Origin of the sequence: Streptomyces sp. NPDC001480, from assembly GCF_042894725.1 — a bacterium.
GTDB lineage: Bacteria > Actinomycetota > Actinomycetes > Streptomycetales > Streptomycetaceae > Streptomyces.
Map to the genome: position 1 here is coordinate 183,046 of NZ_JBIAVX010000007.1, position 24,731 is coordinate 207,776.

23 protein-coding genes and 5 tRNA genes are annotated in these 24,731 nt (G+C 72.5%); 9 read left to right on the top strand and 19 right to left on the bottom strand.

Annotated features, from left to right (window positions below; translation table 11 throughout):
- Positions 1 to 145: 145 nt before the first annotated feature.
- From ACFY01_RS18970 to ACFY01_RS18990, 5 genes are all read left to right on the top strand, one after another.
- Positions 146 to 218, top strand: a tRNA-Gly gene (locus ACFY01_RS18970).
- A gap of 37 nt (positions 219 to 255) precedes the next feature.
- Positions 256 to 329, top strand: a tRNA-Cys gene (locus tag ACFY01_RS18975).
- A gap of 1 nt (position 330) precedes the next feature.
- Positions 331 to 402 (top strand) — tRNA-Val (locus tag ACFY01_RS18980).
- Positions 403 to 438: 36 nt separating this feature from the next.
- A tRNA-Val gene (locus tag ACFY01_RS18985) sits at positions 439 to 510 on the top strand.
- 13 nt (positions 511 to 523) lie between these two features.
- Positions 524 to 595: transfer RNA gene (locus ACFY01_RS18990), tRNA-Val, on the top strand.
- Between the two features lie 87 nt (positions 596 to 682).
- Here the strand turns inward: ACFY01_RS18990 and ACFY01_RS18995 are convergent.
- The 4 genes from ACFY01_RS18995 to ACFY01_RS19010 form a co-directional block, all read right to left on the bottom strand.
- On the bottom strand, positions 683 to 985 hold the full coding sequence (locus ACFY01_RS18995) for a zf-TFIIB domain-containing protein (protein WP_390736860.1): 303 nt from the start codon (positions 983 to 985) through the stop codon (positions 683 to 685).
- Between the two features lie 81 nt (positions 986 to 1,066).
- Positions 1,067 to 2,017 carry a phosphotransferase family protein gene (locus ACFY01_RS19000; RefSeq protein ID WP_390736861.1) on the bottom strand — a complete coding sequence of 317 codons (951 nt, stop codon included), beginning with the start codon at positions 2,015 to 2,017 and terminating at the stop codon, positions 1,067 to 1,069.
- A gap of 276 nt (positions 2,018 to 2,293) precedes the next feature.
- Complete coding sequence (locus ACFY01_RS19005; protein WP_361441009.1) at positions 2,294 to 2,488, bottom strand: hypothetical protein; 195 nt, start codon at positions 2,486 to 2,488, stop codon at positions 2,294 to 2,296.
- Between the two features lie 198 nt (positions 2,489 to 2,686).
- Positions 2,687 to 2,962, bottom strand: coding sequence for a hypothetical protein (locus tag ACFY01_RS19010; RefSeq protein ID WP_132853645.1), 276 nt, complete (start codon positions 2,960 to 2,962; stop codon positions 2,687 to 2,689).
- 196 nt (positions 2,963 to 3,158) lie between these two features.
- Between ACFY01_RS19010 and ACFY01_RS19015 the strand changes: the two genes are divergently transcribed.
- Complete coding sequence (locus ACFY01_RS19015; RefSeq protein ID WP_390736862.1) at positions 3,159 to 4,541, top strand: serine/threonine-protein kinase; 1,383 nt, start codon at positions 3,159 to 3,161, stop codon at positions 4,539 to 4,541.
- A gap of 135 nt (positions 4,542 to 4,676) precedes the next feature.
- On the opposite strand, the gene ACFY01_RS19020 is transcribed toward ACFY01_RS19015, so the two are convergent.
- The 9 genes from ACFY01_RS19020 to ACFY01_RS19060 form a co-directional block, all read right to left on the bottom strand.
- Complete coding sequence (locus ACFY01_RS19020; protein ID WP_390736863.1) at positions 4,677 to 5,495, bottom strand: TrmH family RNA methyltransferase; 819 nt, start codon at positions 5,493 to 5,495, stop codon at positions 4,677 to 4,679.
- A gap of 64 nt (positions 5,496 to 5,559) precedes the next feature.
- Entirely contained in the window at positions 5,560 to 6,804 is a 1,245-nt protein-coding gene (gene cobA, locus ACFY01_RS19025; RefSeq protein ID WP_390736864.1) for a uroporphyrinogen-III C-methyltransferase, read from the bottom strand.
- Between the two features lie 141 nt (positions 6,805 to 6,945).
- Positions 6,946 to 10,887, bottom strand: a complete 3,942-nt coding sequence (cobT, locus tag ACFY01_RS19030; protein ID WP_390736865.1) for a nicotinate-nucleotide--dimethylbenzimidazole phosphoribosyltransferase — start codon at positions 10,885 to 10,887, stop codon at positions 6,946 to 6,948.
- A 347-nt stretch (positions 10,888 to 11,234) separates the two neighbouring features.
- Positions 11,235 to 12,449, bottom strand: a complete 1,215-nt coding sequence (cbiE, locus tag ACFY01_RS19035) for a precorrin-6y C5,15-methyltransferase (decarboxylating) subunit CbiE (protein ID WP_390736866.1) — start codon at positions 12,447 to 12,449, stop codon at positions 11,235 to 11,237.
- 133 nt (positions 12,450 to 12,582) lie between these two features.
- A complete protein-coding gene (locus tag ACFY01_RS19040; protein ID WP_390736867.1) occupies positions 12,583 to 13,221 on the bottom strand; it encodes a GNAT family N-acetyltransferase in 639 nt (212 codons plus the stop codon).
- Between the two features lie 131 nt (positions 13,222 to 13,352).
- Entirely contained in the window at positions 13,353 to 14,186 is an 834-nt protein-coding gene (locus ACFY01_RS19045; protein ID WP_390736868.1) for a MetQ/NlpA family ABC transporter substrate-binding protein, read from the bottom strand.
- Between the two features lie 65 nt (positions 14,187 to 14,251).
- Positions 14,252 to 14,989: a methionine ABC transporter permease gene (locus ACFY01_RS19050; RefSeq protein ID WP_390736869.1), complete on the bottom strand. Its 738-nt coding sequence runs from the start codon at positions 14,987 to 14,989 to the stop codon at positions 14,252 to 14,254.
- Positions 14,986 to 16,029 carry a methionine ABC transporter ATP-binding protein gene (locus ACFY01_RS19055; protein ID WP_390736870.1) on the bottom strand — a complete coding sequence of 348 codons (1,044 nt, stop codon included), beginning with the start codon at positions 16,027 to 16,029 and terminating at the stop codon, positions 14,986 to 14,988. The genes ACFY01_RS19050 and ACFY01_RS19055 overlap by 4 nt, the downstream gene beginning before the upstream one ends.
- Positions 16,030 to 16,421: 392 nt before the next feature.
- Entirely contained in the window at positions 16,422 to 17,072 is a 651-nt protein-coding gene (locus ACFY01_RS19060; protein WP_390736871.1) for an HAD family hydrolase, read from the bottom strand.
- Positions 17,073 to 17,158: 86 nt separating this feature from the next.
- Between ACFY01_RS19060 and ACFY01_RS19065 the strand changes: the two genes are divergently transcribed.
- Together ACFY01_RS19065 and ACFY01_RS19070 are read left to right on the top strand one after the other, a co-directional pair.
- Positions 17,159 to 17,518 (top strand): hypothetical protein, encoded by a 360-nt coding sequence (locus ACFY01_RS19065; protein ID WP_390736872.1) that lies wholly within the window; start codon positions 17,159 to 17,161, stop codon positions 17,516 to 17,518.
- 2 nt (positions 17,519 to 17,520) lie between these two features.
- Positions 17,521 to 17,946 (top strand): hypothetical protein, encoded by a 426-nt coding sequence (locus ACFY01_RS19070; protein WP_390736873.1) that lies wholly within the window; start codon positions 17,521 to 17,523, stop codon positions 17,944 to 17,946.
- Between the two features lie 92 nt (positions 17,947 to 18,038).
- On the opposite strand, the gene ACFY01_RS19075 is transcribed toward ACFY01_RS19070, so the two are convergent.
- The 3 genes from ACFY01_RS19075 to ACFY01_RS19085 form a co-directional block, all read right to left on the bottom strand.
- On the bottom strand, positions 18,039 to 18,536 hold the full coding sequence (locus ACFY01_RS19075) for a GNAT family N-acetyltransferase (RefSeq protein ID WP_390736874.1): 498 nt from the start codon (positions 18,534 to 18,536) through the stop codon (positions 18,039 to 18,041).
- Positions 18,537 to 18,581: 45 nt separating this feature from the next.
- Positions 18,582 to 19,088, bottom strand: coding sequence for a sigma-70 family RNA polymerase sigma factor (locus ACFY01_RS19080; RefSeq protein ID WP_390736875.1), 507 nt, complete (start codon positions 19,086 to 19,088; stop codon positions 18,582 to 18,584).
- Positions 19,089 to 19,164: 76 nt separating this feature from the next.
- A complete protein-coding gene (locus ACFY01_RS19085; protein ID WP_390736876.1) occupies positions 19,165 to 20,364 on the bottom strand; it encodes a glycerophosphodiester phosphodiesterase in 1,200 nt (399 codons plus the stop codon).
- A 367-nt stretch (positions 20,365 to 20,731) separates the two neighbouring features.
- Between ACFY01_RS19085 and ACFY01_RS19090 the strand changes: the two genes are divergently transcribed.
- Positions 20,732 to 21,403, top strand: a complete 672-nt coding sequence (locus ACFY01_RS19090; protein ID WP_132853661.1) for a lysophospholipid acyltransferase family protein — start codon at positions 20,732 to 20,734, stop codon at positions 21,401 to 21,403.
- A 113-nt stretch (positions 21,404 to 21,516) separates the two neighbouring features.
- Here ACFY01_RS19090 and ACFY01_RS19095 read toward each other — a convergent pair whose 3' ends face one another.
- The 3 genes from ACFY01_RS19095 to ACFY01_RS19105 form a co-directional block, all read right to left on the bottom strand.
- Positions 21,517 to 23,043, bottom strand: coding sequence for an MFS transporter (locus ACFY01_RS19095; RefSeq protein WP_390736877.1), 1,527 nt, complete (start codon positions 23,041 to 23,043; stop codon positions 21,517 to 21,519).
- A complete protein-coding gene (locus ACFY01_RS19100) occupies positions 23,040 to 23,591 on the bottom strand; it encodes a TetR/AcrR family transcriptional regulator (RefSeq protein WP_390736878.1) in 552 nt (183 codons plus the stop codon). Before ACFY01_RS19100 ends, ACFY01_RS19095 begins: the two co-directional genes overlap by 4 nt.
- 97 nt (positions 23,592 to 23,688) lie before the next feature.
- Entirely contained in the window at positions 23,689 to 24,660 is a 972-nt protein-coding gene (locus ACFY01_RS19105; protein ID WP_390736879.1) for an aldo/keto reductase, read from the bottom strand.
- Positions 24,661 to 24,731: the final 71 nt, after the last annotated feature.

Here is a 24,731-nt window from a genome sequence, read left to right on the forward strand (position 1 = left end):
ACCCGGGCGTGTCCTCGCGGGTGCCCTGACCACGGCACCCGCCGGGCGCAGCGCAGCACGCTGCGCAAACGCGTTTTTGTACTGGCCCGGGAATCCGCTAGAGTTCAACACGTCGCCGGGACGCGGAAGCGGTCCGGAAGGACAGGCGGACGTAGCTCAGTTGGTAGAGCGCAACCTTGCCAAGGTTGAGGTCGCGAGTTCGAGCCTCGTCGTCCGCTCGAAGGAGAGGGGTCTTCCCGGTCCCCTTACACTCCTGGTGGAGTGGCCGAGAGGCGAGGCAACGGCCTGCAAAGCCGTCTACACGGGTTCAAATCCCGTCTCCACCTCCAAGGACGATTAGCTCAGCGGGAGAGCGCTTCCCTGACACGGAAGAGGTCACTGGTTCAATCCCAGTATCGTCCACTGGATCTTCCAGCACCTACGGCGAGATCCGCCCCAGCGCGATTAGCTCAGCGGGAGAGCGCTTCCCTGACACGGAAGAGGTCACTGGTTCAATCCCAGTATCGCGCACGCAGCACCCCCCGGACGATTAGCTCAGCGGGAGAGCGCTTCCCTGACACGGAAGAGGTCACTGGTTCAATCCCAGTATCGTCCACGCACACCGGAGCCCCCGGCCGTCTCGTACGGCCGGGGGCTCTGTCGTGCGTCCGGTGGGCCCAGAGGACCCAGAGGGCCCTTGGGCTCAGCTGGAGAACAGCATGTGGCCGAAGCTCTTGTGACGGTGGTGACCGCCGTGTCCGCCGTAGTGGCCGCCGCCGTGACCCCCGCCGTGCGGGGCGCCCCAGGCGGGAGCCGGCGGGGCCGGGTAGGCCTGCGGGGCGGCCGGGGGCGGCGGAGCGGGCTGGGACCACTGGGACTCGAGGCGGGTCAGGGCCTCCAGCTCGCCGTAGTCGAGGAAGATGCCGCGGCAGCCGCTGCACTGCTCGATCTGGACGCCATTGCGGTTGTACGTGTGCATCGGCGCATGGCACTTGGGACACTGCATGGGTCGGCTCAACTCCTCGCCGGTCGGTCCTGCTTCGCGTTTCCCCAGGACAGACTCCGTGCGGCCCTGGTCGGTTGCACCTTACTTCGGGAATCCGTGCGACAACTCGGGCGGTACGGAACCCATCCGCGCGCAGGCGTCGACGACGGACCGCTCCACCTCGTCCAGGGGGCGGTCCGCGGCGCGGGCCTTGGTGATCGCCAGGGCGGCGGTCTGGACGGTGAGGGCGCGGGCCGGGACGTCCAGGGCGGGCCAGGGGTCGCCGTCCGGGGGCACGGCCGGGCCGCCCGCCGTGCGGTAGGCGGTGAGGAAGCGCATCCACTCGTCGGGCGGGAGGAGCCCGCAGGCGTACCAGGCGGCGGGTCGGGCCAGGTCCCAGGCCGGGACGCCCACGCCGAGGTCGTCGACGTCGATGAGCCGCCAGGGGCCGTCCGGGGCGGGGTGGCGGACGAGCTGGCCGAGGTGGAGGTCGCCGTGGCAGAGGGTGCCGGCGCCGGGCATGGGTGCCTCGGCGCGGGCCCAGGCGGGCAGGGCGGCCCAGGCGCGCAGGACGGGGCCCGCGGCGGGGTGGTCCTCGCCCGCCAGGGCCCGCCGCAGCCGGGTCAGCGCACGGACGGCCTTGGCGGGGCCGCGCATCAGGGGTGTGGAGGCGGGGGCGGGCGCGCGGTGCAGACGGGCGAGGAGGGTGGCGGCGGCTTCCCAGGGAGCGGCGTCCGGGTCGTCCCGGTCCACGGGGGTGCCGTACGGCCAGAAGGTGACCAGCCGGTCGTCGACGGTGACGGGAGACCTTGCGATCGGCGCGAGGAGTACGTCCGCGAGGCGGGCGGCCGTCTCGAGGCGCAGGGTCAGCTCGGCGGGGTCCGTGTCCGGGGCGTGTGCCTTCGCGACGGTGCCGGCGTGGCGGACGACGGTGGCGTCGGGGCGGTCGGCGAGGGTGCCGGACACGGGGCCGCATCCGCAGGGCTCCCCGTCGGGGTGGGCGACGGCTCCGGCGTGCGCGGTCAGCTGCGGCAGCAGGGTGTCTGCGGTCACGGGGTCCTTCGGGTGCGGGTGGGTGTTTCGGCGAGGGTACGCGGGTGCGGTGGGCCCGGGTGCCACGCGGGCCGGGGTCGCAGCTGGGCGGGGCTCGCAGCCCGGCGTTACGGGGCGCCGCTGCGGTCGGGCGTGGCTCAGAGGCCGGGCACAGCAATGCCGGCGCAGCTCCCCAGCTGCGCCGGCATTTGTGCCGTCCGCCGCACCCCCGTCCCCACGGGGTTTCATGGGTGGATGTCCCCGCCCGGACCGCTCTTCCGGGCCTGGGGTCGCCGCTCAGCGCCCCAGCATCACGCCCACGGACGACGCCTGTGTGACCACTGCTTCCCAGCCGCCGAAGGCGTACACGAGCAGGGCCGCCAGGGGGAGGACCATCGCGGTCGCCACCAAGGGGTGGCGACGGCCGGTACGGCGGGAGCGCGCGGTGCGTGCCTGTGTGCGGATGAACGTCCGCGGAGCCGTGTGGGCCATGGTCCCTCTCCTGACCGTTTCAGTTGTCGTTGGCAGCGGCGGGTGTCTTGACCTCGGGGGACGAGTGCTGCACCCGCCGCTTGACCTCAAATCTAGGCGGACGGGCGGCGGCGGGCGTCATGCCTTCGTACCGAATGACGGGCCTCCCGGAGGATGAGCCATGACCTGCGACGTACTCCCCTGGGTGGAGAAGCGGTCCTAGGTCTCGGGGTCTTCCCTGAGGGGGCGCCCGGAGTGCCCCCGCTTTTCCGAGCTGTCCTCACGCGGCACCGGCTGCTCGACCAGGGCCAGGACCCGGTTGGCCATGAAACGGGCGGTGCGGACCACCGTTCCGTTGCGCGTGACTTCGCTCACTTCGACCACGCCCCGTCGTACCGCCGTCTCCACACGGCGGCCCGCCCGGCCGGCCACCACCTCGTACGTCCGTGTCGTGTCCCCCGCGTCCACGACTATCTCCACGCGGTCACCCTTCACGCGTCCAATCCCCCTTCCGGGATGGATGGTTGAGGTCACAGGGCGGCCAAGGGAGCACAGCGCGACGCCTCCCTGACCACTCTTCAAGTCTCCCATCCGGCACTGACAATCCATCGAGGCGAGAGGGCGCGGCCTCTGCGCGCAGCGGGCCGTGGAAACGTAAGCTGTGCCACGTCACACGGACCGGGCAGCGGGGATGAACATGGCGATGATGCGCCTGAGGCGCGAGGACCCGCGCGTCGTCGGCTCGTTCAGGCTTCACAGACGGCTCGGCGCGGGCGGGATGGGCGTTGTCTATCTGGGCTCGGACAAGAAGGGGCAGCGGGTCGCCCTGAAGGTCATCCGGCCGGATCTGGCGGAGGACCAGGAGTTCCGGTCCCGGTTCGCGCGTGAGGTCTCGGCGGCCCGGCGGATCAGGGGCGGGTGTACGGCCCGGCTGGTGGCGGCGGACCTGGAGGCGGACCGGCCGTGGTTCGCCACGCAGTACGTGCCCGGGCCCTCCCTGCACGACAAGGTCGCCGACGAGGGCCCGCTCGGCGCGGCGGAGGCCGCCTCGATCGGGGCCGCCCTGTCCGAGGGACTGGTCGCCGTGCACGAGGCGGGTGTGGTGCACCGGGATCTGAAGCCCTCCAACATCCTGCTGTCCCCGAAGGGGCCGCGGATCATCGACTTCGGCATCGCCTGGTCCACGGGTGCCTCGACGCTGACCCACGTCGGCACGGCGGTCGGCTCCCCCGGCTTCCTCGCGCCCGAGCAGGTGCGCGGTGCCGCGGTCACCCCGGCCACGGACGTGTTCTCGCTCGGGGCGACGCTGGCGTACGCCTCGGCCGGTGACTCCCCCTTCGGACACGGCAGTTCCGAGGTCATGCTGTACCGGGTGGTGCACGAGGAGCCGCACCTGCACGGCGTCCCGGACGCGCTCGCGCCGCTCGTCCGGGCCTGTCTGGCGAAGGACCCCGAGGACCGGCCGAGCACGCTCCAGCTGTCGCTGCGGCTGAAGGAGATCGCGGCGCGCGAGGCCCAGGGCCTGGCCGACGTCCGGCCGCCCGCGCCGCGCGCCGCCGAGGCGGACCGGCCCACCGGGCGGCTCACCGAGACCTATCCGGATCCGCAGCGCGTCCAGCGGCGTCCGCAGTCCTCGCCGGGCGCTCCGGCGCCGCGCGGTGGGGCTCCCGTGCGGGGCGCCACGCCGTCGCGCGGTGGCGGTGCGCCGCGGTCCGGTGGTGTGCCGTCGCGGCCGGACGCGGCACGCACGGGCGGCGCGTCGCGGACCGGGGGCTCCGCGCGGACGACGCCTGCCTCGCGCAACACCTCCCGGACCGGCGGCGGGGGCCGTCCCGTTCCGCGCGGCGGGGCCGGGCAGCGGCAGCGGCCCACGGGGACCGGGCTGCGGCCCGCCAACCCGCGGTTGCTGCGGCAGCGGCTGTTCGTGTTCGTGGTGGTGACGTTGCTGGTCGCGCTCGGCATCGCGGCGGCCCAGGGGTGTCAGGGGCCCGCGCATGGGCTGGGCGGTGCGGGGGGTGTCGTGCACGCGGAGCGCGCGGGTGGGGCGCTGCCGCCGACGGATCCCGTGGGGTAGGGGCTCCGCCCCTTCGACCCCGCCAGGGGGCTGCGCCCCCCGGACCCCCGCTTCGGCCTGAACGGCCTCGTCCTCAAACTCCCCCAGAGGGGGGCACCCCCAGACGGGCTGATAAGAGCGGGCCGCGCCCTCGGGTTACGCGTTCGGGCGGCCGGTGGTCACCGCGTAGAAGGCGACCGCGGCCGCCGCGCCCACGTTGAGGGAGTCGACGCCGTGGGACATGGGGATGCGTACCCATTCGTCGGCGGCGACCAGGGCCTGGGTGGACAGGCCGTCGCCCTCGGCGCCGAGCATGAGGGCGACGCGGTCCATCCGGTGCGGGGCCGCCTCGTCGAGGCTCTTCGCCTTCTCGTCGGGGGTGAGCGCGAGGAGGGTGAAGCCGGCCTCGCGGACCGAGTCGAGGCCCTTGGGCCAGGTGTCGAGGCGGGCGTACGGCACGGAGAAGACGGCGCCCATCGAGACCTTCACGCTGCGGCGGTACAGCGGGTCGGCGCAGTCCGGGGAGAGGAGCACCGCGTCCATGCCGAGGGCGGCGGCCGAGCGGAAGATCGCGCCGATGTTGGTGTGGTCGTTCACGGCTTCCATGACCACGACCCGGCGCGCGTCGTGCAGCAGTTCGGCCGCCGTCGGCAGCGGCCGGCGCTGCATGGAGGCGAGGGCGCCGCGGTGCACGTGGTAGCCGGTGACCTGTTCGGCGAGTTCGGGGCTGACCGCGTACACGGGGGCGGGGAGCTCGTCGATGACGTCGCGCATGAGGTCGACCCACTTGGCCGAGAGCAGCATCGAGCGCATCTCGTAGCCGGCTTCCTTGGCCCGCCGGATGACCTTCTCGCCCTCGGCGATGAACAGGCCCTCGGCCGGTTCTCGTCTGCGCCGCAGTTCGACGTCGGTCAGGCCCGTGTAGTCGCGCAGGCGCGGGTCGGCTGGGTCCTCAACGGTGATGAGATCGGCCACAGGGTGATACTGCCTTGTCCTGGGTGTGGTGCCAACGGCTCGGAACGGGTTGTGTTACCCGCGGTTACGCAGGAGGAGGTGTGGAGGGGTCCGGGCCGACGGCGACGACCTCGCCGATGACGATGACCGCCGGGGGCTTCACCTCCTGCGCGCGGACGGTGTCGGCGACCGTCGCGAGCGTCGCGTCCACCCGGCGTTGAGCGGCGGTCGTGCCTTCCTGGACCAGGGCGACGGGCGTCTCGGGGGACTTGCCGTGGGCGACGAGGGTCTCGGCGATCTTCCCGATCTTGTCGACGCCCATCAGGACCACGAGGGTGCCGGTCAGCTTGGCGAGCGACGGCCAGTCGACCAGGGAACGCTCGTCGTCGGGGGCGACATGGCCGCTGACCACCGTGAACTCGTGCGCGACCCCCCGGTGGGTGACCGGGATGCCCGCCGCCGACGGCACCGAGATCGAGCTGGAGATGCCGGGCACGACCGTGCACGTGATCCCGGCCTCGGCGAGCGCCTGGACCTCCTCCATGCCCCGGCCGAAGACGTAGGGGTCGCCGCCCTTGAGCCGGACGACGGACTTGCCCTGCTTGGCGTGCTCGATCAGCGCGTTGTTGATGGCCTCCTGGGCCATGAAACGGCCGTACGGGATCTTCGCCGCGTCGATCACCTCGACGTGCGGCGGGAGTTCGGCGAGCAGATCGCGCGGGCCGAGCCGGTCGGCGATGACGACGTCGGCCTCGGCGAGCAGACGGCGGCCGCGCACGGTGATCAGGTCCGGGTCGCCGGGGCCGCCGCCGACCAGGGCGACGCCGGGGGTGCGGGTGCGGTGGTGCGGGGCGACCAGGGTGCCGTCGCGCAGGCCCTCGACGACCGCGTCGCGGATCGCGGCGGTGTGCCGGGGGTCGCGGCCGCGGGCGTCCGTGGTGAGCACGGCGACGGTGACGCCCTCGCTGTGACCGGTGGCCGGGGTCCAGGCGGTCGCCGCGTCGGCGTCGTCGGAGCGGACGCACCAGACGCGGTGGCGCTCCGCCTCGGCGGAGGCGGCGGTGTTGGCCTCGGGGTCGCTGGTGGCGATCAGGGCGTACCAGGCGTCGGCGAGGTCACCGTCGGCGTAGGGGCGCCGCTCCCAGGTGATCTCGCCCGCGTCCGCCATGGCCTCGACCGAAGGCGTGGCCGTTGGGGAGACGAGGCGGATGTCCGCGCCCGCCGCGATGAGGGCCGGCAGACGGCGCTGGGCGACCTGGCCGCCGCCGAGGACGACCACGCGGCGGCCGGAGAGACGGAGGCCTACGGGGTAGGCGGGGTGTTCGGCCATGAGGCTGCGGCTCCTCGTACGGGCGTGCAGTGGGCGCTGCGCCATCGGAGCGGCCCTGACGTGCGGATTTTAAGGTGCGGGCGGGTCATGCGGCGCGGGTGGTCCGGCAGCTGAACACCGGACCACCTCCGCTTGGTCCCCCTACTTCTCCGTTACCCCCGCCGAGTCGAACGTCGCCACCTCGTGCATCGCCCGTGCCGTGCTCTGCACCAGCGGCAGGGCGAGCAGCGCGCCCGTGCCCTCGCCCAGCCGCAGGTCGAGGTCGACCAGGGGGCGCAGGCCCAGCTTGTTGAGGGCGGCCACATGGCCGGGCTCGGCGCTGCGGTGGCCCGCGATGCAGGCGGCGAGGACCTCGGGGGCGATCGCGCGGGCGACCAGCGCGGCGGCACCGGCGCTGACGCCGTCCAGGATCACCGGCGTACGCAGGGAGGCGCCGCCGAGCAGCAGACCGACCATGGCCGCGTGCTCGAAGCCGCCGATCGCGGCGAGGACGCCGATGGGGTCGGCCGGGTCCGGCTTGTGCAGGTCGAGGGCGCGGCGGACCACCTCGGTCTTGCGGGCCAGCGTCTCGTCGTTGATGCCGGTGCCCCGGCCCGTCACCTCGGCCGGGTCGGCGCCCGTGTAGACGGAGATCAGCGCGGCGGACGCGGTGGTGTTCGCGATGCCCATCTCGCCGGTGAGCAGCGCCTTGTTGCCGGCCGCGACGAGGTCACGGGCGGTCTCGATGCCCACCTCGACGGCCTGCTTGGCCTCCTCGCGGGTCATCGCGGGCCCGGTGGTCATGTCCGAGGTGCCCGCGCGGACCTTGCGGGGCAGCAGGCCGGGTGTGGCGGGCAGGTCGGCGGCCACACCGACGTCGACGACGCAGACCTCGGCGCCCACCTGGCCGGCGAAGGCGTTGCAGACCGCTCCCCCACCGAGGAAGTTCGCCACCATCTGCGCGGTGACCTCCTGCGGCCAGGGGGTGACGCCCTGGGCGTGCACGCCGTGGTCACCGGCGAAGATCGCCACGGCGGCGGGCTCGGGGATCGGCGGCGGGCACTGTCGGGACAGGCCGGACAGCTGCGCGGAGATGATCTCCAGCATGCCGAGCGCACCGGCCGGCTTGGTCATGCGCTTCTGCCGCTCCCAGGCCTCGCCGAGCGCCTTGGCGTCCAGCGGGCGGATCTGCGAGACGGTCTCGGCGAGCAGGTCGTGCGGGTCCTCGCCGGGCAGCGCGCGACGGCCGTACGTCTCCTCGTGCACGACCCAGGACAGCGGGCGCCGCTTGGACCAGCCGGCCTGCATCAGCTCGGGCTCGTCCGGGAACTCGTCGACGTACCCGACGCACAGGTAGGCGATGACCTCCAGGTGCTCGGGCAGCCCGAGGGCGCGGACCATCTCGCGCTCGTCGAAGAAGCTGACCCAGCCGACGCCGAGGCCCTCGGCGCGGGCGGCGAGCCAGAGGTTCTCGACGGCGAGCGCCGCGGAGTACGGCGCCATCTGCGGCTGGGTGTGCCGGCCGAGGGTGTGGCGGCCGCCGCGGGTCGGGTCGGCGGTGACGACGATGTTCACCGGCGTGTCGAGGATGGCCTCGATCTTCAGTTCCTTGAACTGCTTCGCCCGGCCCTTCGGGAGGGACTTGGCGTAGGCGTCGCGCTGGCGCATGGCCAGTTCGTGCATGCTGCGCCGGGTCTCGGCGGACCGGATGACGACGAAGTCCCAGGGCTGCGAGTGGCCCACGGAGGGCGCGGTGTGGGCCGCCTCCAGGACGCGGAGCAGCACCTCGTGCGGGATCGGGTCGCCCCGGAAGCCGTTGCGGATGTCGCGGCGCTCACGCATCACCCTGAGCACGGCCTCACGCTCGGCGTCGTCGTAGCCGGGCGCGGCCGGGCCGGTGGACTGTCGTGCTTCTGCCACTTCGGCCGTGCTCTCTTCCTGGTCGGCGGCCCTGGTGTCCAGGTCCTCCGCGTGCTGTACGACTTCGTGGTCGGGCGCCCCGGCCGGGTGGGCCGGCGCGGAGTCGGCCTCTCGGGGTGCGGGGACCGTGGCGACGGGCTCCACCGGGGCCGCCGGGCCGTCCTGCGGTACGACGAGGGGGTGCGGCGGGGTCGGGGCGAGGTGCGGGGTGGTGGGCACCGAGCCCTGCACGGGCACGAACCGGCCCAGCGGCTGGTCCGGCTGGGCCTGCGCCGGCACGCTGCCGGGCGGCACGGCGGCGGGGTCGCCGGAGGCCGGGGCGACGGGCTCGGCGACGGGTTCGGGCGCCTGGGCATGCGGGGCGGCGGGGTCGGCCACCGGCTGGGCGGGGGCCGTCTCCGGGCCGGCCCCGTCCTCGGCGTGGGCGGTGCCCTCGGCGCTGGTGACGGCGTCGGGGGTGCCCGGCTCCGGGGCCTGGGGCTCCTCCTGCGGCTGCGCGTCCGGGAGTCGGTCGGGCTGCTGCTCCGCCGCCTGGACGGCCTGCGGCTGCTCGGGTACGAGTGTGGCGGGCTGCGCCTGGTCGCCGGCCTGGGGGTGGCCGAGCTGCGGGCCTTGGACCTGCGCGGGGATGTCGGCGCCGGTGGGCTCGGCCGGTGCGGCCTCCGCAGCGGCCGGGACGGACTCGGCCCGCACCGGCTCCGGGACGGGAACAGCGGCGGGCTCGGTGGGCCCGGTCGGTTCCGTCGGTGCGGTCGGTGCGGTCGGTTCCGTGGCGGGCTCGCCTTCCGGGATGTCGGCGGGGGCCTGCGGGGCCTCCTCGGCCGACGGAGCGGCCTGGACCTGACCCGCCTCGGGCGCCTCCGTGCCGTCGAGCGGCTGAACATCCTCCGGGACTCCGGGACCGTCGGCGGTCTGCGCGACGTCGGCGTCTTCGCGGGCCTCGGCGGTCTGCTGGACCGCGGGCTCGGTGGCCTCGGCGGGCTCGCCGGCCCCGGCGGCCTGCTCGGTCTCAGGGGACTGGGCCTGAGCCTCCTGGATCTGCGTCTCCGCCGGGGCCTGAGCGGTCGCCGGGGCGTGCGCGGGCTCCTCGTGCACGGCCTCCTGGACCTCCACGGCCGCCTCGCCGGACGCCTCCGCGCCCTCCGGGCCCGGCACGGCCTCCGGGTCCTGGGCCGCCTGCGGCTCGTGGTCAGCCTGCGGGGCGAGCACGGTCTCCGGGGCCTCCGGGGTCGCGGAGTCCGGCACGCCGTCGGGGGCCTGCGCGCCTTCCGGGGCCGGGACGCTCTCGGGGCCCTGCTCGGCCTCCGGGGCGACGGCGGTCTCACCACCGTGCTCCTCGGCCACGGCGTACGCCGGATCGTGCCCCGGGACGTCCTGCGCCGTGACCGGGGTCTGGGCGACGACCCCGGCGGCCGCTTCCTGCTCTTCCTGCGCCGCCGCCTGGACGGCGGCAGCGGCGACCTCCGTCGTGGCACCCGCCATGGCGGCCTGCGTGGCGAGCCGCGCCACTGCGGCCTGGGCCGCGTCGGCAGGGCTGGTGGCCGGCTCGGGCGCCACCTGCTCGGTCGCAGGCTCGGGCGCCGGAATAACCGTTTCGGCAGCCGGGGCCGGTGCGCTCACCTGTGCCCCGGGCGCCCCCTGCGCCGCGCCCCACGGCACCGCGCCCTGCGGAGCGAGGTCGCGCAGCGGCTGCGCGTCGAGGTACTCGGGGCCGGGGGTCGCCGGCCCGGGCTGCCGTACCGGCGCACCGGCGGGGCCGCGGTCGGCCAGGGAGCGGACCGGGCTGGCGGAGGCGTCGGGGATCGGCGGCCCTAGGTGCAGCGGGCGTCGCGGGACCGCCGGGGCCGCCGCGGGGTCGTGCGGCACCGAGAGGATCGGGGACGGCGGGACGGAGACGGGCCCCGGGTCGAGCGGGCGGACGCCGCCGAGGTCGACGGAGCCGCTGTCGCGCCCGTCCGTCTCGTGCGGGCCCGGCTGGTGGACGGTCTCCAGGACCGGCTCCGGGGGAGGCGGCGGCACCTCGTTGCCCCACGCCCCCTGGGCACCGGGCAGCAGCAGGTCTTCGTCCTCGGCGGTGGTCTCGGAGAGGTAGGTGTACGCGCCGTGCGCGGGGACGCCCGGCTGCTCCACCATGCCTGCGCTCTCCGGCAGTCCCTCGGCCGGGACCTGGCCGGTGTCCGTCATGCGTACCCCTCGCCCATCGGTTAGTGCTCCTACGACCAGCTCACCGGGAACGGCGCACCGACCGCCCCGTAGTGAAGAACGAGCGTGCGTGCCCAGCGGCACGAACGGCCCGCCCGGAAAAGGCGACAAAGCCATTCAGTGGCTATTGTCGCGGGCATGCCGCCGTCGTGACAGCGTGATCCGCGACAGGCCGCTGTGGACTGCGCCACGTTGCGCGTCCTCCGGTTCTGCCGTACCACACCCACCCCAAACCGGGCGGGTTTTCCGGACATTGGCGAACGAATGTCCGGGCCACCCGATGCGGTACAACGATCGGCCAGCCTACCGCGCGCGGTACGACAAGCGGATCACGGGGCGCGCTCGGGGAGTACCCCGCTGAGCAGGAACGCGACACTCCGTTCCGTCTCCGTCCAGGCCCTCGTATCGAGTTCGACGGACTGCATGAGGGCGCACTCGACCCGGTAGCCGTGCTCGGTCAGGTCCCGGCCGACGAGTTCGGCCGCGTCGCGGGTCGAGGCGTGCGTGACGATGCGCTGCGGCCGGCGGTCGGCGACCGCGGAGACCACGGCCGCTCCCCCGCCGCCGACGCGGACCACGTCCGGTTCGGGCAGGTTCTCCAGGACGTGCGGGGCGGTGCCGCGCACGATCTGGAGCTGCACCCCGAAGCGCCGTGCGGCCGCCTCGGTGCGGGCGCAGGCCTCCGGGTTCCGGTCGACCGCGATGACGGCGGCGCCGGCGCGCCCGGCCTCCGTGGCGAACGCGCCGCTGCCGCAGCCGATGTCCCACACCAGGTCGCCGACGCGCGGCCCCAGGCGGGCGAGTTGGGCGGCGCGGAGCAGATCCGTCTCGCCCTCGCCGAGTCCGCCGCCGTACGCCTCGTCGGGCAGCACCCAGCCTCGTGGGCCGGCGCCCGGGCCCCGGCCGGCGATCCAGCTGTCACCAGGGGCGGCGGGACCCGCCGGGCCGCCGATGACGATGACGACGTTCGGGTCGCGCCAGGTGTGGTCGGCGGCGTTGTCGGAGGTGACGACCGAGACCTGCTCGCGTTCGGTGCCCAGTTCCTCGCAGACGACGAAGGTGCGGTGGACGCCCTCCAGGAGCAGACCGAGTTCGGCGGGGCCGGCGCCGGGTGAGGTGAGGACGGCGACCTTGGTGTGGGCGCGGCACACGTTCACCGCGCGTCGCAGGGTGCGCCGGTGTGCGACGACCACCTGGGCGTCGTCCCAGGGCATGCCCGCGCGGGCGAAGGCGGCGGCCACGGAGGAGACGGCGGGCACGACCTCGACCTCCAGGCCGAACTCCGGTGCGCGCAGGGTCCGTACGACGCCGAAGAAGCCGGGATCGCCGTCGGCGAGCACGACCGCGGTGCCGCGGTGGGCCGCGATGCGGCGGGCGGCCAGGGCCACGCTGCCGAGGCGTACGCGCTCGGCGGTGCGGGGGACCTCGGGGAGCGCCAGGTGGTGGGCCGCGCCTGCCACGAGGGAGGCGGCGCCGAGCGCGGAACGTGCCGCGTCGGTCAGTGGCGAGCCGTCCCAGCCGATCACCGTGACCCGGTCGGCCATCGTCGTCAGTCTCCAGGTTTTCGCAGGTCGTCAGCGTACGGGTGCCCACGGGCGGGTCCCGTGAGAGTACCTGGTGGAGTTGTCGGGCGCGCAGTGGGCGGTGGCGCCGTAGGTCCCGTCCGGTCTGTTCGCGTCAGTTCCAGTCGGGGAATGACGTGAAACCACTGGTGTCGGCGAGCTGTTCGCCCGCGCCCTCCAGGTCCTCCGGGAGCAGGCTCCACACGATGAAGTCGGTGCGGACGTCGGTCCAGGTGCCGTCCTCGGCGCGGACGTGGGCTATGCAGGCATTGCGCAGGACTCCCTCGCTGATGCAGCCGATCTTCTGCGCGACCTGCTGGGACGCGGTGTTGTCGGCGGCGGTGCGCAGTTCGATGCGCTCGAACTTCTGGTTTCCGAGCAGCCATTGGGCGGTGGCGAGGGCGGCCTCGGAGGCGTAGCCCTCGCCTCGGGCCCAGGGGGCGATGATGTACGACAGTTCGGTGGACCGTACGTGCCAGTTGGTCTTGGCCAGCTGGACGATGCCCACCAGGCGCTGGGTGAGGAACTCGGTGACCGCGAGGTCGAGGCCGCGCCCCGCGGCGCGTTCGGCTGGGGCGTACCGGGTGATCCAGCGGCGGGCCTGGTCCTCGGTGTAGGGCTGGGGCACATCGGTCCAGGCCCCGACCTGCTCGTCGTTCATCATCTCGGCCAGGGCGGCCACGTCGTCCTCGTCGAGGGGCCGCAGCACCAACCGCTCCGTGCTGATGGAGATGTTGGGGAAGGTGCTCGTCATGCGCCGCTCCGTAACCTTCGGAAAACCTTCAGGACCTGCTGAACTGCCCAGCATGCAGCATGAAAGCACCGAACCGCACAACGGGGTCCACTCGGTGTGAGGGAGCGGACCCCGTGCGTGGCGATATGGCATCAGAACGACGCGATGACCGAACCCTGGTACTTGTCCTCAATGAACTTCTTCACCTCGGGCGAGGTCAGGAGCTTGGCGAGCTTCTTCACCCGCGGGTCCTTCTCGTTGCCCTTCTTCACCGCGAGGAAGTTGCCGTACGGGCTGTTCTTCGCGGACTCCAGGACGAGGGCCTCCTTGGCGGGCTTGATCCCGGCGGAGATGGCGTAGTTGCCGTTGACGACGGCGGCGTCCACATCGTCCAGGGAGCGCGCCGTCTGGGCCGCCTCGACCTCCTTGAACTTGAGGTTCTTGGGGTTCTTGGAGATGTCCTGCGGGGTCGCCTCGTTGCCCGCGCCGTCCTTGAGCGTGATGAGCCCGTTGGCGGCGAGCAGCTTCAGGGCGCGCGCCTCGTTCACGGCGTCGTTCGGTACGGCGATGGTCGCACCGCTCTTGAGCGCGTCGGCCTTCTTGACCTTGTGGGAGTACAGGCCGAGCGGCTCCAGGTGCACCGTGACGACGGGCACGATGTGGGTGCCGCGCTTCTTGTTGAAGTCGTCCAGGTAGGGCTGGTTCTGGAAGTAGTTGGCGTCGACCGAGCCGTCCTCGGTCGCCGTGTTCGGCACGATGTAGTCCTGGAACTCCTTGACCTGGAGGTCGAGGCCCGCCTTCTTCGCCAGGTGGTCCTTGACGAAGTTCAGGATCTCGGCGTGCGGGGTGGGGCTGGCGGCGACGACCAGCGGGCCGCTGTAGTCGCCGGCGGAGGCGGAGGAGTCGCCCGAGCCGCAGGCGGTCAGCCCGAAGGTGAGGGCCCCGGCGGCGAGGACGGCGGTGGTGATCTTGGCGGTGTTACGCACGAAAAGTGCCTTTCCTATGGTGGTGCGACCCCGCTGTGGGTGTGCGGGGAGTCTCGGGGGGGTGTTCAGGCGACCTTGCTGACGTCGGCGGCCGCGGGCTCCTTGGCCTTCAGCAGGCGGAGTTTCGGCGCGGGGCCGGAGCGGCCGCCCCGGTGGTGCAGGGAGCGGGCCGCGTAGTCGCCGGCGAACTGGATGAGGGAGATGACGACGGCGAGGATCGCCACGGTGATCCACATCATCTGGGTCTCGAAGCGCTGGTAGCCGTAGCGGATGGCGATGTCGCCGAGGCCGCCCGCGCCGACGGTGCCGGCCATGGCGGAGTAACCGATGAGCGCGACGATCGTGGTGGTGGTGCTGGAGATCAGGGAGGGCAGGGACTCCGGTACGAGCACCTTGCGGACGATCGTCCAGGTGTTGCCGCCCATCGACTGCACGGCCTCGACGAGCCCGCCGTCCACTTCCCGGACAGCCGTCTCGACCAGGCGCGCGAAGAAGGGGATGGCGCCGATGGCGAGCGGCACGATGGCTGCCTCACGGCCGATGGTCGTTCCGGTGATCGAGCGCGTGAAGTTCATCAGCGCGACCATCAGGATGATGAACGGCATGGAGCGGGCGACGTTCACGATCTGGCCGATGACCTTGTTCGCGACGACGTTCTGGAGCAGTCCGCCCCGGTCCGTGAGGACGAGCAGGATGCCGAGCGGAAGCCCGCCGACGATGGCGATCAGCGTGGACCAGCCGACCATGTAGAGGGTGTCCCAACACGCCTGGGACAGCAGGGGCTGCATCTCGGACCAGGTCACTTGGCACCTTCCTTCACAAGTGCGAGCTCATCGCCCTCGTTGCCGACGACGTCGATCTGGAGTCCCTGCTCGCGCAGGAAGCCGATCGGCACGACGTTGTCCTCGTAGCGGCCGGGCAGTTCGATGCGCATCCGGCCGATCTGGAGGCCGCCGACGGTGTCGATGGCGGCGCCGAGGATCGATATGTCGATGTTGTAGGTGCGCGCGAGCTGGGAGACGACCGGCTGGGTGGCCGCCTCGCCCTGGAAGGTGACGTCCACGACGGTGCGGTCGGCGCCGGCGGCCTCGCCGCCCACCGGGAACAGCGCCGCGGCGAGTTCGGAGCCCGGGGTGGCCAGGAGTTCGCTGACCGTGCCGGACTCGACGACACGGCCCTTCTCCATGAGCGCGGCGGAGTCGCAGATCGACTTCACGACGTCCATTTCGTGGGTGATGAGCAGGACGGTCAGGCCCAGCTGCCGGTTGAGGTCGCGCAGCAGCGCCAGGATCGAGCGGGTGGTCTCCGGGTCGAGGGCGCTGGTGGCCTCGTCGGACAGCAGCACCTTGGGGTCGCCGGCCAGGGCACGGGCGATGCCGACGCGCTGCTTCTGGCCGCCGGAGAGCTGGGCGGGGTAGGCCTTGGCCTTGTCGGCGAGGCCCACCAGGTCGAGCAGCTCCAGCGCCTTGCGGGAACGTTCCTTCCCCGACTTGCCGAGGATCTCCAGCGGCAGCTCGACGTTGTCCTGGACGGTCCTGGAGGACAGCAGGTTGAAGTGCTGGAAGACCATGCCGATCCGGCTGCGGGCCTGGCGCAGCTCCTTGCCGGCGCGCGGGCCGCGCCCGGCGAGAGCGGTGAGGTCCTGCCCGGCGACGGTGACCGTGCCGGCGGTGGGACGCTCCAGCAGGTTGACGCAGCGGATCAGCGAGGACTTGCCGGCGCCGGACTGTCCGATGACGCCGTACACCTCGCCTTCGCGGACGTGCAGGTCGACGCCGTCGAGGGCGGTGACCTCGCGGCCGCGGGATCGGTAGACCTTGGTGAGGCCCGATGTGGTGATCACGTGGGTTTCCGTCACTGTCGAGTGCCGCGGGCGTGGATGTGCCCGGGCACGGGTGCGTTCGTTCAGGGACGCGGCACGGTTCTCGCGGTGGCGATGGAACCGGGGGAGAACATGTGCGCGACGCGCGGCTCAGGTCACGTACGGCTCACGGCGTACGGACGTGCCACGGCGGCTCGCTTCGGGGCGCGAGCTCGGGGGTGGTGCGGGGGCCCTCTAGAAGGCGCACATTCGGCACATGCGACACATACAACGAGCACCGGGCGTCATGGTCGCCTCGGTCGCAGGGATGCGGCAGCTCGTCGTGGTCATGCGATCAGTAAACCAGACGTACGGTCCTGACAGGCCGCGGCTGTCCGCATGCTGGACAGTCGCGGACAGGGGCAGGCGCGGGGTCAGCCGCGGGCGGATATCCGGATTCGTTCATCGGTGACCAGTGCGGACAGGGCCGACAGGTTCTCGACCACCAGGTCTGCGACCAGCTCGTGGGCCTGGTGCGTTGTGGTCAATGCCACGGTGGTCATCCCTGCGGCGCGGCCCGCCTGGAGGCCCGCGGGGGCGTCCTCGAAGACGACGCAGCGGGCCGGGTCCACGCCCAGCCGGCGGGCGGCGAGCAGGTAGGGCTCGGGGTCGGGCTTGCCGCGTGTGATGTCGTCGGCGGCGATCAGCGTCTTGGGCCGGATGCCGACGGCGTCCAGTCTGGCCTCCGCGAGCCGCCGGGTGGCGGAGGTGACGACGGCCCACGAGTCGGCGGGCAGCGAGCCGAGGAACCTCTCGGTGCCGGGCAGCAGGTGGACACCGCCGTTCGGTACGTCCTCGACCTCCAGCTGCTCGACCCGGGCGACGGCCTCCGGCACGAGCCCGGCCGGCAGCAGGTCGGCGACGATCTCCACCGCGGGCCGCCCGTGCAGCTCGACCCGCCCGAACTCCTCGGCCGTGATCCCGTACTCCCCGGCCCACCGCGTCCAGCAGCGCTCCACGGAGTCGAGGGAGGAGACCAGGGTTCCGTCGTTGTCGAACAGGAGGGCTTGCGCGTCGATCGTCATGGTCCGGACCCTACGGGCCCCGCGCGCCCCGGCCGACGGGCGGGCCCGCGCGCATCGGGCCGTTTGGTCCGTAATAGGGTCACCGCATGCTCACTGCCCTGACGCTGGTGACCGGCGTCGCCGCGCTGCTGCTCGCCGCCTGGTGCGGGTGGGCCGCCTACCGGGACCAGCCGACCAAGGACTGGCACTTCATCGGGATGGCCGTGGTCTCCCTGCTGGCCGCGGCGCAGCTGGTGATCGGGATCGTGCGGCTGGCGCGGGGCGAGAAGCCGGAGCAGGGTACGACGATCTTCGTGGCCTATCTGCTGGGCGCGTTCGCGTGCGTGCCGGCGGCGGGGTTCATGTCGCTGGCGGAGCGGACCCGCTGGGGCTCGGTGACGGCCGCGGCCGGCGGTGTGGTGCTGGCCGTGCTCGAAGTGCGGCTCTATGACATCTGGGGAAGGTGACAATGGCCACCGTGGAGGACAAGCCTGCGCGGACGCGGCTCATCAGCGGGCCGGGAATGCTGCTCGTCTGGTTCTACGGCGTGATGGTCGTCGGAGCCGTGTCCCGCTCCGCCTACCAGATCGCGACGGACTTCGGCCGGGCACCGCTCGCCTACTCGCTGTCGGCGGTGGCGGGCGTGGTCTACGGCTTCATCACGTACACGCTGGTGCGCGGCGGGGAGACCGCCCGCAGGGCGGCACTGGTGTGCTGTGCCGCCGAGCTGGCAGGTGTACTGGTCGTCGGTACCTGGACCCTGGTCGAGCCGTCGGCCTTCCCGGACGCGACCGTCTGGTCCGACTACGGCATGGGCTACGTGTTCATTCCGGTGCTGCTGCCGCTCTCAGCGATCTACTGGCTGCGGAAGGCGCCTGTTCAGCAGGACGGCTGAGGCATGTGGGCGGGCGCGGCTGCGTCGTGGCTTGTCGCGCCCACGCGGCGGAGCCGCATGGTGATGCCGCCCCGCGCCCCGTAGGTTGGTCATCATGCCGTAGCCGCATACGTTCCGGCCGATTTCTCCAGGACGATCATCTCCACGCCGTCGGCGCCCCTGGACGTGCCCACCGTCTGGTAGCCGACCCGGCGGTACAGGCGGAGGTTGCCCTCGCTGCGGTGTCCGGTGTGCAGACGGAACCTCTTGACACCGCGCTCCTGCGCCAGGGCCTCCTCCGCAGCGCGCAGCAGGCGGGCGCCGATGCCGTGGCCCTGGAGGCGCGGGTGGACGCAGAGCCTGCCGATGCAGGCAGCGCCGTCCTCGGTGATCCGGCCGCGCACCGAGCCGACCACCTCCTCGCCGAGCCGGGCGACGAAGACGCAGTCGGAGGCGACCTCCTGGCGGACCGATTCAAGGGTTTGAACGAGCGGGTCGATGCGGTAGTTGCCGTACAGCGCGGCCTCGCTCTGGAAAGACAGGTACTGGAGCTTGAAGATCTGCTCCGCATCCTGCTCGGTAGCCACCGAGATGGTCACGCTCATGCCCATGTGCGCACGCCTCCCGCTCACCTGATCACCGGTCGTTCCCCACTCCTATCCCCGCACTTCGCGGGCCGCAACCTCCGGTGCCAGCAATCGCCGAAGACATCCCAGGCATCTGGAACGTTCCGGGCCAAGGCTGCCCTGTGAGATACCCAACTCCCCCGCGATCTCCCGGTAGGTGAGGTCCCGCGACGACAGCAGGGCCTCCACCAGCCGCGGGCAGCGGCCCGGCAGCCGGCGCACCGCGTCGCGCAGGGCACGGCGCCGGGCGGCGGCGATGGCAAGCTGCTCCGGGCCGCGGTCGCGGTCGTCGGCGGGATCGCCGTCGTACGGCCGCTCACGACGGGTCGTACGACGGCTGCGGCGCGCCTCGGCGCGGACGGCCCTGCGCAGCCAGCCCGGCGGATCGGTCGGCGGCCCGTCGGACTCCAGCCGCTCCAGCAGGCGGAGCCAGACCGCCTGCTCCAGGTCTCCCGGTTCGGCCCCGGCGGCATATGCCTCGGCGGAGGCTTCGGCGGTCAGGAGCGGGCGCAGGGAGGCAACCAGGTCGTGCGTCATATGCGGTGCGACGCGGCCGCCCCCGGGGCGGGTTGCGGGGCGGCCGCGAGTCCCCTCGAACGGGGGGCCGGGCGGGTCAGCCGTTGACGAAGTCCGCGCGGGCGAGCACACCGGTGTCCGCGTTGTCGGTGAACACACCGTCGATGCCGGTCGCGAAGTACGTCCTGAACGCGCCGAAGGCGTCGCCGTAGGCGTCCGCGTCGGTGCCCTTGCGGAACTCGGCCGGCAGGAAGGGGTTCTCGTTGCGCATGGTGTACGGGTGCAGGATCAGGCCCACCGCGTGGGCGTCCTCGACCAGCGTGGTCGGCGTCGTGAGCCTGCCGCTCGCGTCCTTGGGGATGACCAGGTCCAGGGTCGGGCCGATGCCCTGCGCGTAACCGGCGATCTCCCTGAGGCCCTTCGGCGTGATGAGGTCGGCCACCGTGCGCGGGTCGCCCGCCTCGACGAAGTCGAAGGGGCGGCTGTCCGCCGTGGAGAGCAGCACGACGAGGGGGTTGTCGACCAGCTTGTTCAGACGCTGGATGCTGCCCGGCTCGAAGGACTGGAGGATGACCGGCGAGTTCCGCTTGTCCTTGCCGTACTTGCGCAGCAGCTTGGCCACCCGCTCTTCCAGGCCGAGGCCCAGCTTGCGGAAGTATGTCGGGTGTTTGGTCTCGGGGTAGATGAACACCTGCTTGCCGCGCTTGCGGGTCTGCTCGTCCTGCCACTTCAGGACCTCTTCGAAGGTGGGAATCTCCCAGCGCCCGTTGTAGAGGGTGTTGTGCGGGCGGTTGGCCGGGATGCGCTCGACGGCGCGCAGCGTCTTCAGCTCGGCGAGCGTGAAGTCCTCGGTGAACCAGCCGGTGGTGGAGACCCCGTCGAGGACCTTGGTGGTCCTGCGGCCGGCGAACTCGGGATGGGAGGCGACGTCCGTGGTGCCGCCGATCTCCGGCTCGTGGCGGCAGACGAGGTGACCGTCCTTGGTGGGCACCAGGTCGCCCGCCTCGACGACGTCCGCGCCGAGGTCCAGGGCCAGCTGGTACGAGCCGAAGGTGTGCTCGGGCCGGTAGCCGCTGGCGCCCCGGTGTCCGATGATCGTCGGCACGGGCAGGCTCTTGAGGCCCCGGCCCCCGCTCGCCTTCTCCTGCGTGGCCCTGGCCGCGCCGGGCAGCCCGAGGACCGCTCCGCCCGCGCCGAGCACCGCGGCGCCGAGCAGCGCCCGCCGTCCGGTGCCGTGCGGCCGCGCGTTCGCGTCCCGCTCGTTCGAGACCTGACCGTTCGAGTCCCGGGTTTCCATGAGGGCCCTCCTGCCGTGCGCCGTCGGTGCGGGCCGATGGTAGGTGCGTGGACATGACCCGCGGGAGTCGCTGGTCCGAACAGGTGGGTGACGCCAGATGGCCTATGGAGGGCAAGATGTGACGAACCGTCTGCTTCGGTCGGCGAGCCCCGGGTACCCGCCGGAACAAGGCTCTGGAGCGAGGTCCGTCACATCGTCGCGGTGGCGTTACGGGCAGCCGTCGGTGCGGTGCCGCAGGTAAACCCGCGTCAACAGTGCGTAAGACATCGGTGAACCGGACGCCCCCGATGTGCGTTTCGCAGCGAGCCGCGAGTATCGTCCTCACCTGCACATACACATACCGACCCCTTTGACATCGGAGGACCCGTTGTCCCGCTTCGCGCTCATCAAGGCAGTGCTCGGACCGATCATGCGCCTGATGTTCCGCCCACAGGTGGAGGGCGTGGAGCACATCCCGGGCGACGGCCCGGTCATCCTGGCCGGCAACCATCTCACCTTCATCGACTCGATGATCCTGCCCCTGGTGTGCGACCGTCAGGTCTTCTTCATCGGCAAGGACGAGTACGTCACCGGCAAGAGCCTCAAGGGCCGGCTGATGGCGTGGTTCTTCACCGGCGTCGGCATGATCCCCGTGGACCGTGACGGCGGGCGCGGTGGCGTGGCCGCGCTGATGACCGGGCGGCGGGTGCTGGAGGAGGGGAAGATCTTCGGGATCTACCCCGAGGGCACGCGGTCGCCTGACGGCCGTCTGTACCGGGGGCGTACCGGTATCGCGCGGCTGACGTTGATGACCGGGGCGCCGGTGGTTCCCTTCGCGATGATCGGCACGGACAAGTTGCAGCCGGGGGGGCGGGGTATGCCGCGGCCCGGGCGCGTGACGGTTCGCTTCGGTGAGGCGATGGAGTTCTCGCGGTACGAGGGGATGGACCGGGACCGGTATGTGCTGCGGGCCGTGACCGACTCGGTGATGGCCGAGGTCATGCGGCTTTCCGGGCAGGAGTACGTGGACATGTACGCGACGAAGGCCAAGGCCGCCTAGTCGCCGTAGGGGTTTGCTGTCGTCCAGCGGGCGCGGGTGCGTTGTGGTTGATCGCGCCCACGCGGCGGAGCCGCATATCGACACAGCCCCGCGCCCCTGACGGGGCGCTTCTGTTACCCGGCGTTTCCCAGTCTCTGCCCCTTCAGCAGGAACCACGCGCCCACCGCCGTCGCCAGCAGCACCGCCGCGCCCGCGCCCGATGCCAGGTGCAGGCCGTGGACGAAGGAGTCGCGGGCCGCGTCCAGTAGGGCGTGCGCTGTGTGCGGGGGCATGCTCGTCGAGGCCTCGACCGCCGCGCCCAGTGACTCGTGTGCCCCCTCGGGGGTGCCGGCCGGGCCGGTGAAGTCTCGGTACGCGGCCGTCATGATCGAGCCGAGCAGGGCGATGCCGAGGGCGGCGCCGAGTTCGTAGGCCGTTTCGGAGACCGCGGAGGCGGCGCCCGCCTGTTCCTTGGGGACTCCGGCGAGGATGACGTCGGCGGTGACGGTGAAGGAGAAGCCCGCGCCGACGCCGACCACCAGGAGCGCGGCGCCTAGGACCGGGTAGCCGGTCGACCGGCTCAGCGTCGTCAGCGCGGCCAGGGCGAGGCCCATGGCCGCGAGGCCGCCGGAGACCACGGACCGGACCGAGAAGCGCCGGGCCGCGTGGCCCGCGACCAGGCCGGCCGCCACCGCGCCCACGGCGGCGGGCAGTTCCGCGAGCCCCGCCTCGAACGGGCTCCTGCCCTGTACGAGTTGCAGGTACTGGGAGAGGAAGAACACCAGCCCCGACAGGCCGAGGATGGTGAGCAGGTCGGCCAGGACCGCGCCGCTGAGGCCTCGGTTGCGGAAGAGGCGCATGTCCAGCAGCGGGACCGGGAGCGTGAGCTGGCGGTGCACGAAGCCGTACAGGGCCACCGCGCCCAGCAGGCCCACGCCTGGCGTCACGCTGGTCAGGCCGTGGATGGCGGCCTCCTTCACCGCGTACACCAGGGCGATCACGCCGACCAGGGACAGGACGACGCTGGTCAGGTCCCAGGGGCCGGGGTCGGGGTTGCGGGACTCGGGGAGGGTGCGGATGCCGACCAGGACCAGGACCGCCATCACGGGCAGGTTGATCAGGAAGACCGAGCCCCACCAGAAGTGCTCGAGCAGGAAACCGCCCACGATGGGGCCGACCGCCGTGCCGGCGGAGGCGGTGGCGCCCCAGATGCCGACGGCGAGGCTCCGCTCGCGCGGGTCGTGGAAGAGATTGCGGATCAGGGCCAGCGTGGCGGGCATCAGGGTGGCACCGGCGACGCCGAGCAGCGCCCGCGCCAGGATCATCAGCTCCGGCGTCGTGGCGTAGGCGTTGAGGACGGATATCGCGCCGAACGCGGTCGCGCCGCAGAGCAGGATCCGCTTGCGGCCGATGCGGTCGCCGAGGCTGCCCATGGAGACCAGCAGCCCGGCGATGACGAAGGAGTAGACGTCACCGATCCACAGCAGCTGGGTGCCGGTCGGCTGGAGGTCCTCGCTGATGTACGGGGTGGCGAGGCCGAGGACGGTCGCGTCGACGGCCACGAGCAGCACGGCGAGCACGAGGACCGAGAGCGCGAGCCAGCGGCCCGGGCGCTTGTCCGCCTCCCGCGTCATGGACGCCGGCCGCAGGGTGCTGGTCATGATTCCTCTCTCCGTAGCGCACCGCCGAGCAGCAGCTCGACGATCATGTGGTGGAAGTCCTTGGGGGCGCCCTGGCCGCTCTGTACGACCCAGACGCCGGAGGCCAGCAGGCCGAAGAGCGCCTCGGTCAGCCAGGCGGGGGTGAGGTCGATGCGGAACTCGCCGCTGAGCTGGCCGCGCCGGAACAGGCCGGAGACGCGGTCGCCGAGCCGGGTCCAGCCCTCGTTCTGCTCCTCGCCCTCGAAAAGCTGGTTCTCGGTGTAGAGGAAGGCGAGCAGCCCGGCCGCCGGTTCGATCTCCTTCACGAACCTGCGCAGGGCGTCCTGGGCCGGCCCCTCGTCGAGCCGTGCGCCGTCCAGCGCGGCGTCGCACTCCTCGATGCCGAGCGCCTCCAGCGCCCGGACGAGCGCGTCGCGCCCGGCGAAGTGGCGGTGCAGGGTGGCCCGGCTGATCCCGGCCGCCTTGGCGACCTCGTCCATGGTCGCGGTGGATTTGCGGGCCAGCAGCGCGGCCGCGCTGCGCAGCACGTGGGCACGATCGACAGCCATGAGACAAGAATAGCCCATGTGAGACATGAATGTCTCACACGAGGCACGCGTGCTTCATGGCGGCTTCTCGTAGCCGCTGGTCAGGCAGGGGGTTCGCTCAGTGCCAGGGCAGCTCTCCGCGCCGCTCCCAGTACGCCCGCGGCTCCTCCACGAGCGTGGCGAGACGGGTGAGCTGGTCCTCGTCGAGGTCCACGGCGGCGGCGTGCAGGTTGGAGGCGAGCTGGTTCAGGGTGGCCGCGCCGGAGAGGACCACCCCGGCCCACGGCCGGCACAGGACCAGCGCCAGAGCGACCGCGTCGCAGCCCAGGCCGGTCTCCGCGGCCACGGCCTTCAGCTCCGCGGGCGCGTGCGGCTCGGCGAGCCGGCCGTTGGCCATGCCCTCCTTGACGATCACGGTGAGCCCGGCCTCGTGCGCCTCGGCGAGGGCGGGTCCGGCGGAGGTCTCCAGCGCGTTGTACGTCGACTGGACGGTACGGAAGAGGGGCTCGCCGTCGACGGTCACGGCGAGGGCGGCGCGGATGGCGTCGGCCTGGGCCGGGCCACTGGTGGAGAAGCCGACGGTGAGTCCCTGCGTGGCGGCCTCGGCGAGCCTGGCGTGCAGTTCCTTGTCGGTGAGGGCGGGGCTGTCCGGGGTCACCGAGTGGATCTGGTAGAGGTCGAGCCGGTCGCCGAGCAGCTCGGCGGTCTCGGCGCGCTGCCGCTCGTAGGTGGCCAGGCCGTGGTCCTTGACCTCGTGCCGTTCGGCGTCGGTGGACCAGCCCGCGGTGTAGGTGTAGCCCCATTTGCTGCCGACGACGACGTCGGCGACGTCCGGCCGGGCGCTCAGCCAGCCGGCGAGGAACTCCTCGGAACGGCCGTAGGAGCGGGCCACGTCGAAGTACCGGACTCCCTGGGCGTAGGCGGCGTCCAGGAGCTCGTGGGTGCGCTCGCGCAGGGCTTCGACGGTCCGGTCCGCGGGGAGGTCCTGCTCACGGCCGAGGTTGATGTAGCCGGGCCGGCCGACGGCGGCGAGGCCCAGGCCGATGTGGCAGGTGGGAGTCGTGGCTGAGGCCAGTCGGGCGAAGGGCATCGCGGGCTCCGTTCGGTCGGCTCCATCCGGCTCCGGACCAACCTAACCCGCGACGCCCCGGGTATGCGTGA

Coding starts and splice junctions, on each gene's coding strand:
- ACFY01_RS19105 (WP_390736879.1), bottom strand. CDS start 24,660: ATGCCCTTCGCCCGACTGGCCTCAGCCACGACTCCCACCTGCCACATC.
- ACFY01_RS19060 (WP_390736871.1), bottom strand. CDS start 17,072: ATGACGATCGACGCGCAAGCCCTCCTGTTCGACAACGACGGAACCCTG.
- cobA (WP_390736864.1), bottom strand. CDS start 6,804: ATGGCCGAACACCCCGCCTACCCCGTAGGCCTCCGTCTCTCCGGCCGC.
- ACFY01_RS19100 (WP_390736878.1), bottom strand. CDS start 23,591: ATGGCTGTCGATCGTGCCCACGTGCTGCGCAGCGCGGCCGCGCTGCTG.
- ACFY01_RS18995 (WP_390736860.1), bottom strand. CDS start 985: ATGCAGTGTCCCAAGTGCCATGCGCCGATGCACACGTACAACCGCAAT.
- ACFY01_RS19085 (WP_390736876.1), bottom strand. CDS start 20,364: ATGGAAACCCGGGACTCGAACGGTCAGGTCTCGAACGAGCGGGACGCG.
- ACFY01_RS19065 (WP_390736872.1), top strand. CDS start 17,159: ATGCTCACTGCCCTGACGCTGGTGACCGGCGTCGCCGCGCTGCTGCTC.
- ACFY01_RS19095 (WP_390736877.1), bottom strand. CDS start 23,043: ATGACCAGCACCCTGCGGCCGGCGTCCATGACGCGGGAGGCGGACAAG.
- cobT (WP_390736865.1), bottom strand. CDS start 10,887: ATGACGGACACCGGCCAGGTCCCGGCCGAGGGACTGCCGGAGAGCGCA.
- ACFY01_RS19070 (WP_390736873.1), top strand. CDS start 17,521: ATGGCCACCGTGGAGGACAAGCCTGCGCGGACGCGGCTCATCAGCGGG.
- cbiE (WP_390736866.1), bottom strand. CDS start 12,449: ATGGCCGACCGGGTCACGGTGATCGGCTGGGACGGCTCGCCACTGACC.
- ACFY01_RS19040 (WP_390736867.1), bottom strand. CDS start 13,221: ATGACGAGCACCTTCCCCAACATCTCCATCAGCACGGAGCGGTTGGTG.
- ACFY01_RS19080 (WP_390736875.1), bottom strand. CDS start 19,088: ATGACGCACGACCTGGTTGCCTCCCTGCGCCCGCTCCTGACCGCCGAA.
- ACFY01_RS19015 (WP_390736862.1), top strand. CDS start 3,159: ATGAACATGGCGATGATGCGCCTGAGGCGCGAGGACCCGCGCGTCGTC.
- ACFY01_RS19005 (WP_361441009.1), bottom strand. CDS start 2,488: ATGGCCCACACGGCTCCGCGGACGTTCATCCGCACACAGGCACGCACC.
- ACFY01_RS19075 (WP_390736874.1), bottom strand. CDS start 18,536: ATGGGCATGAGCGTGACCATCTCGGTGGCTACCGAGCAGGATGCGGAG.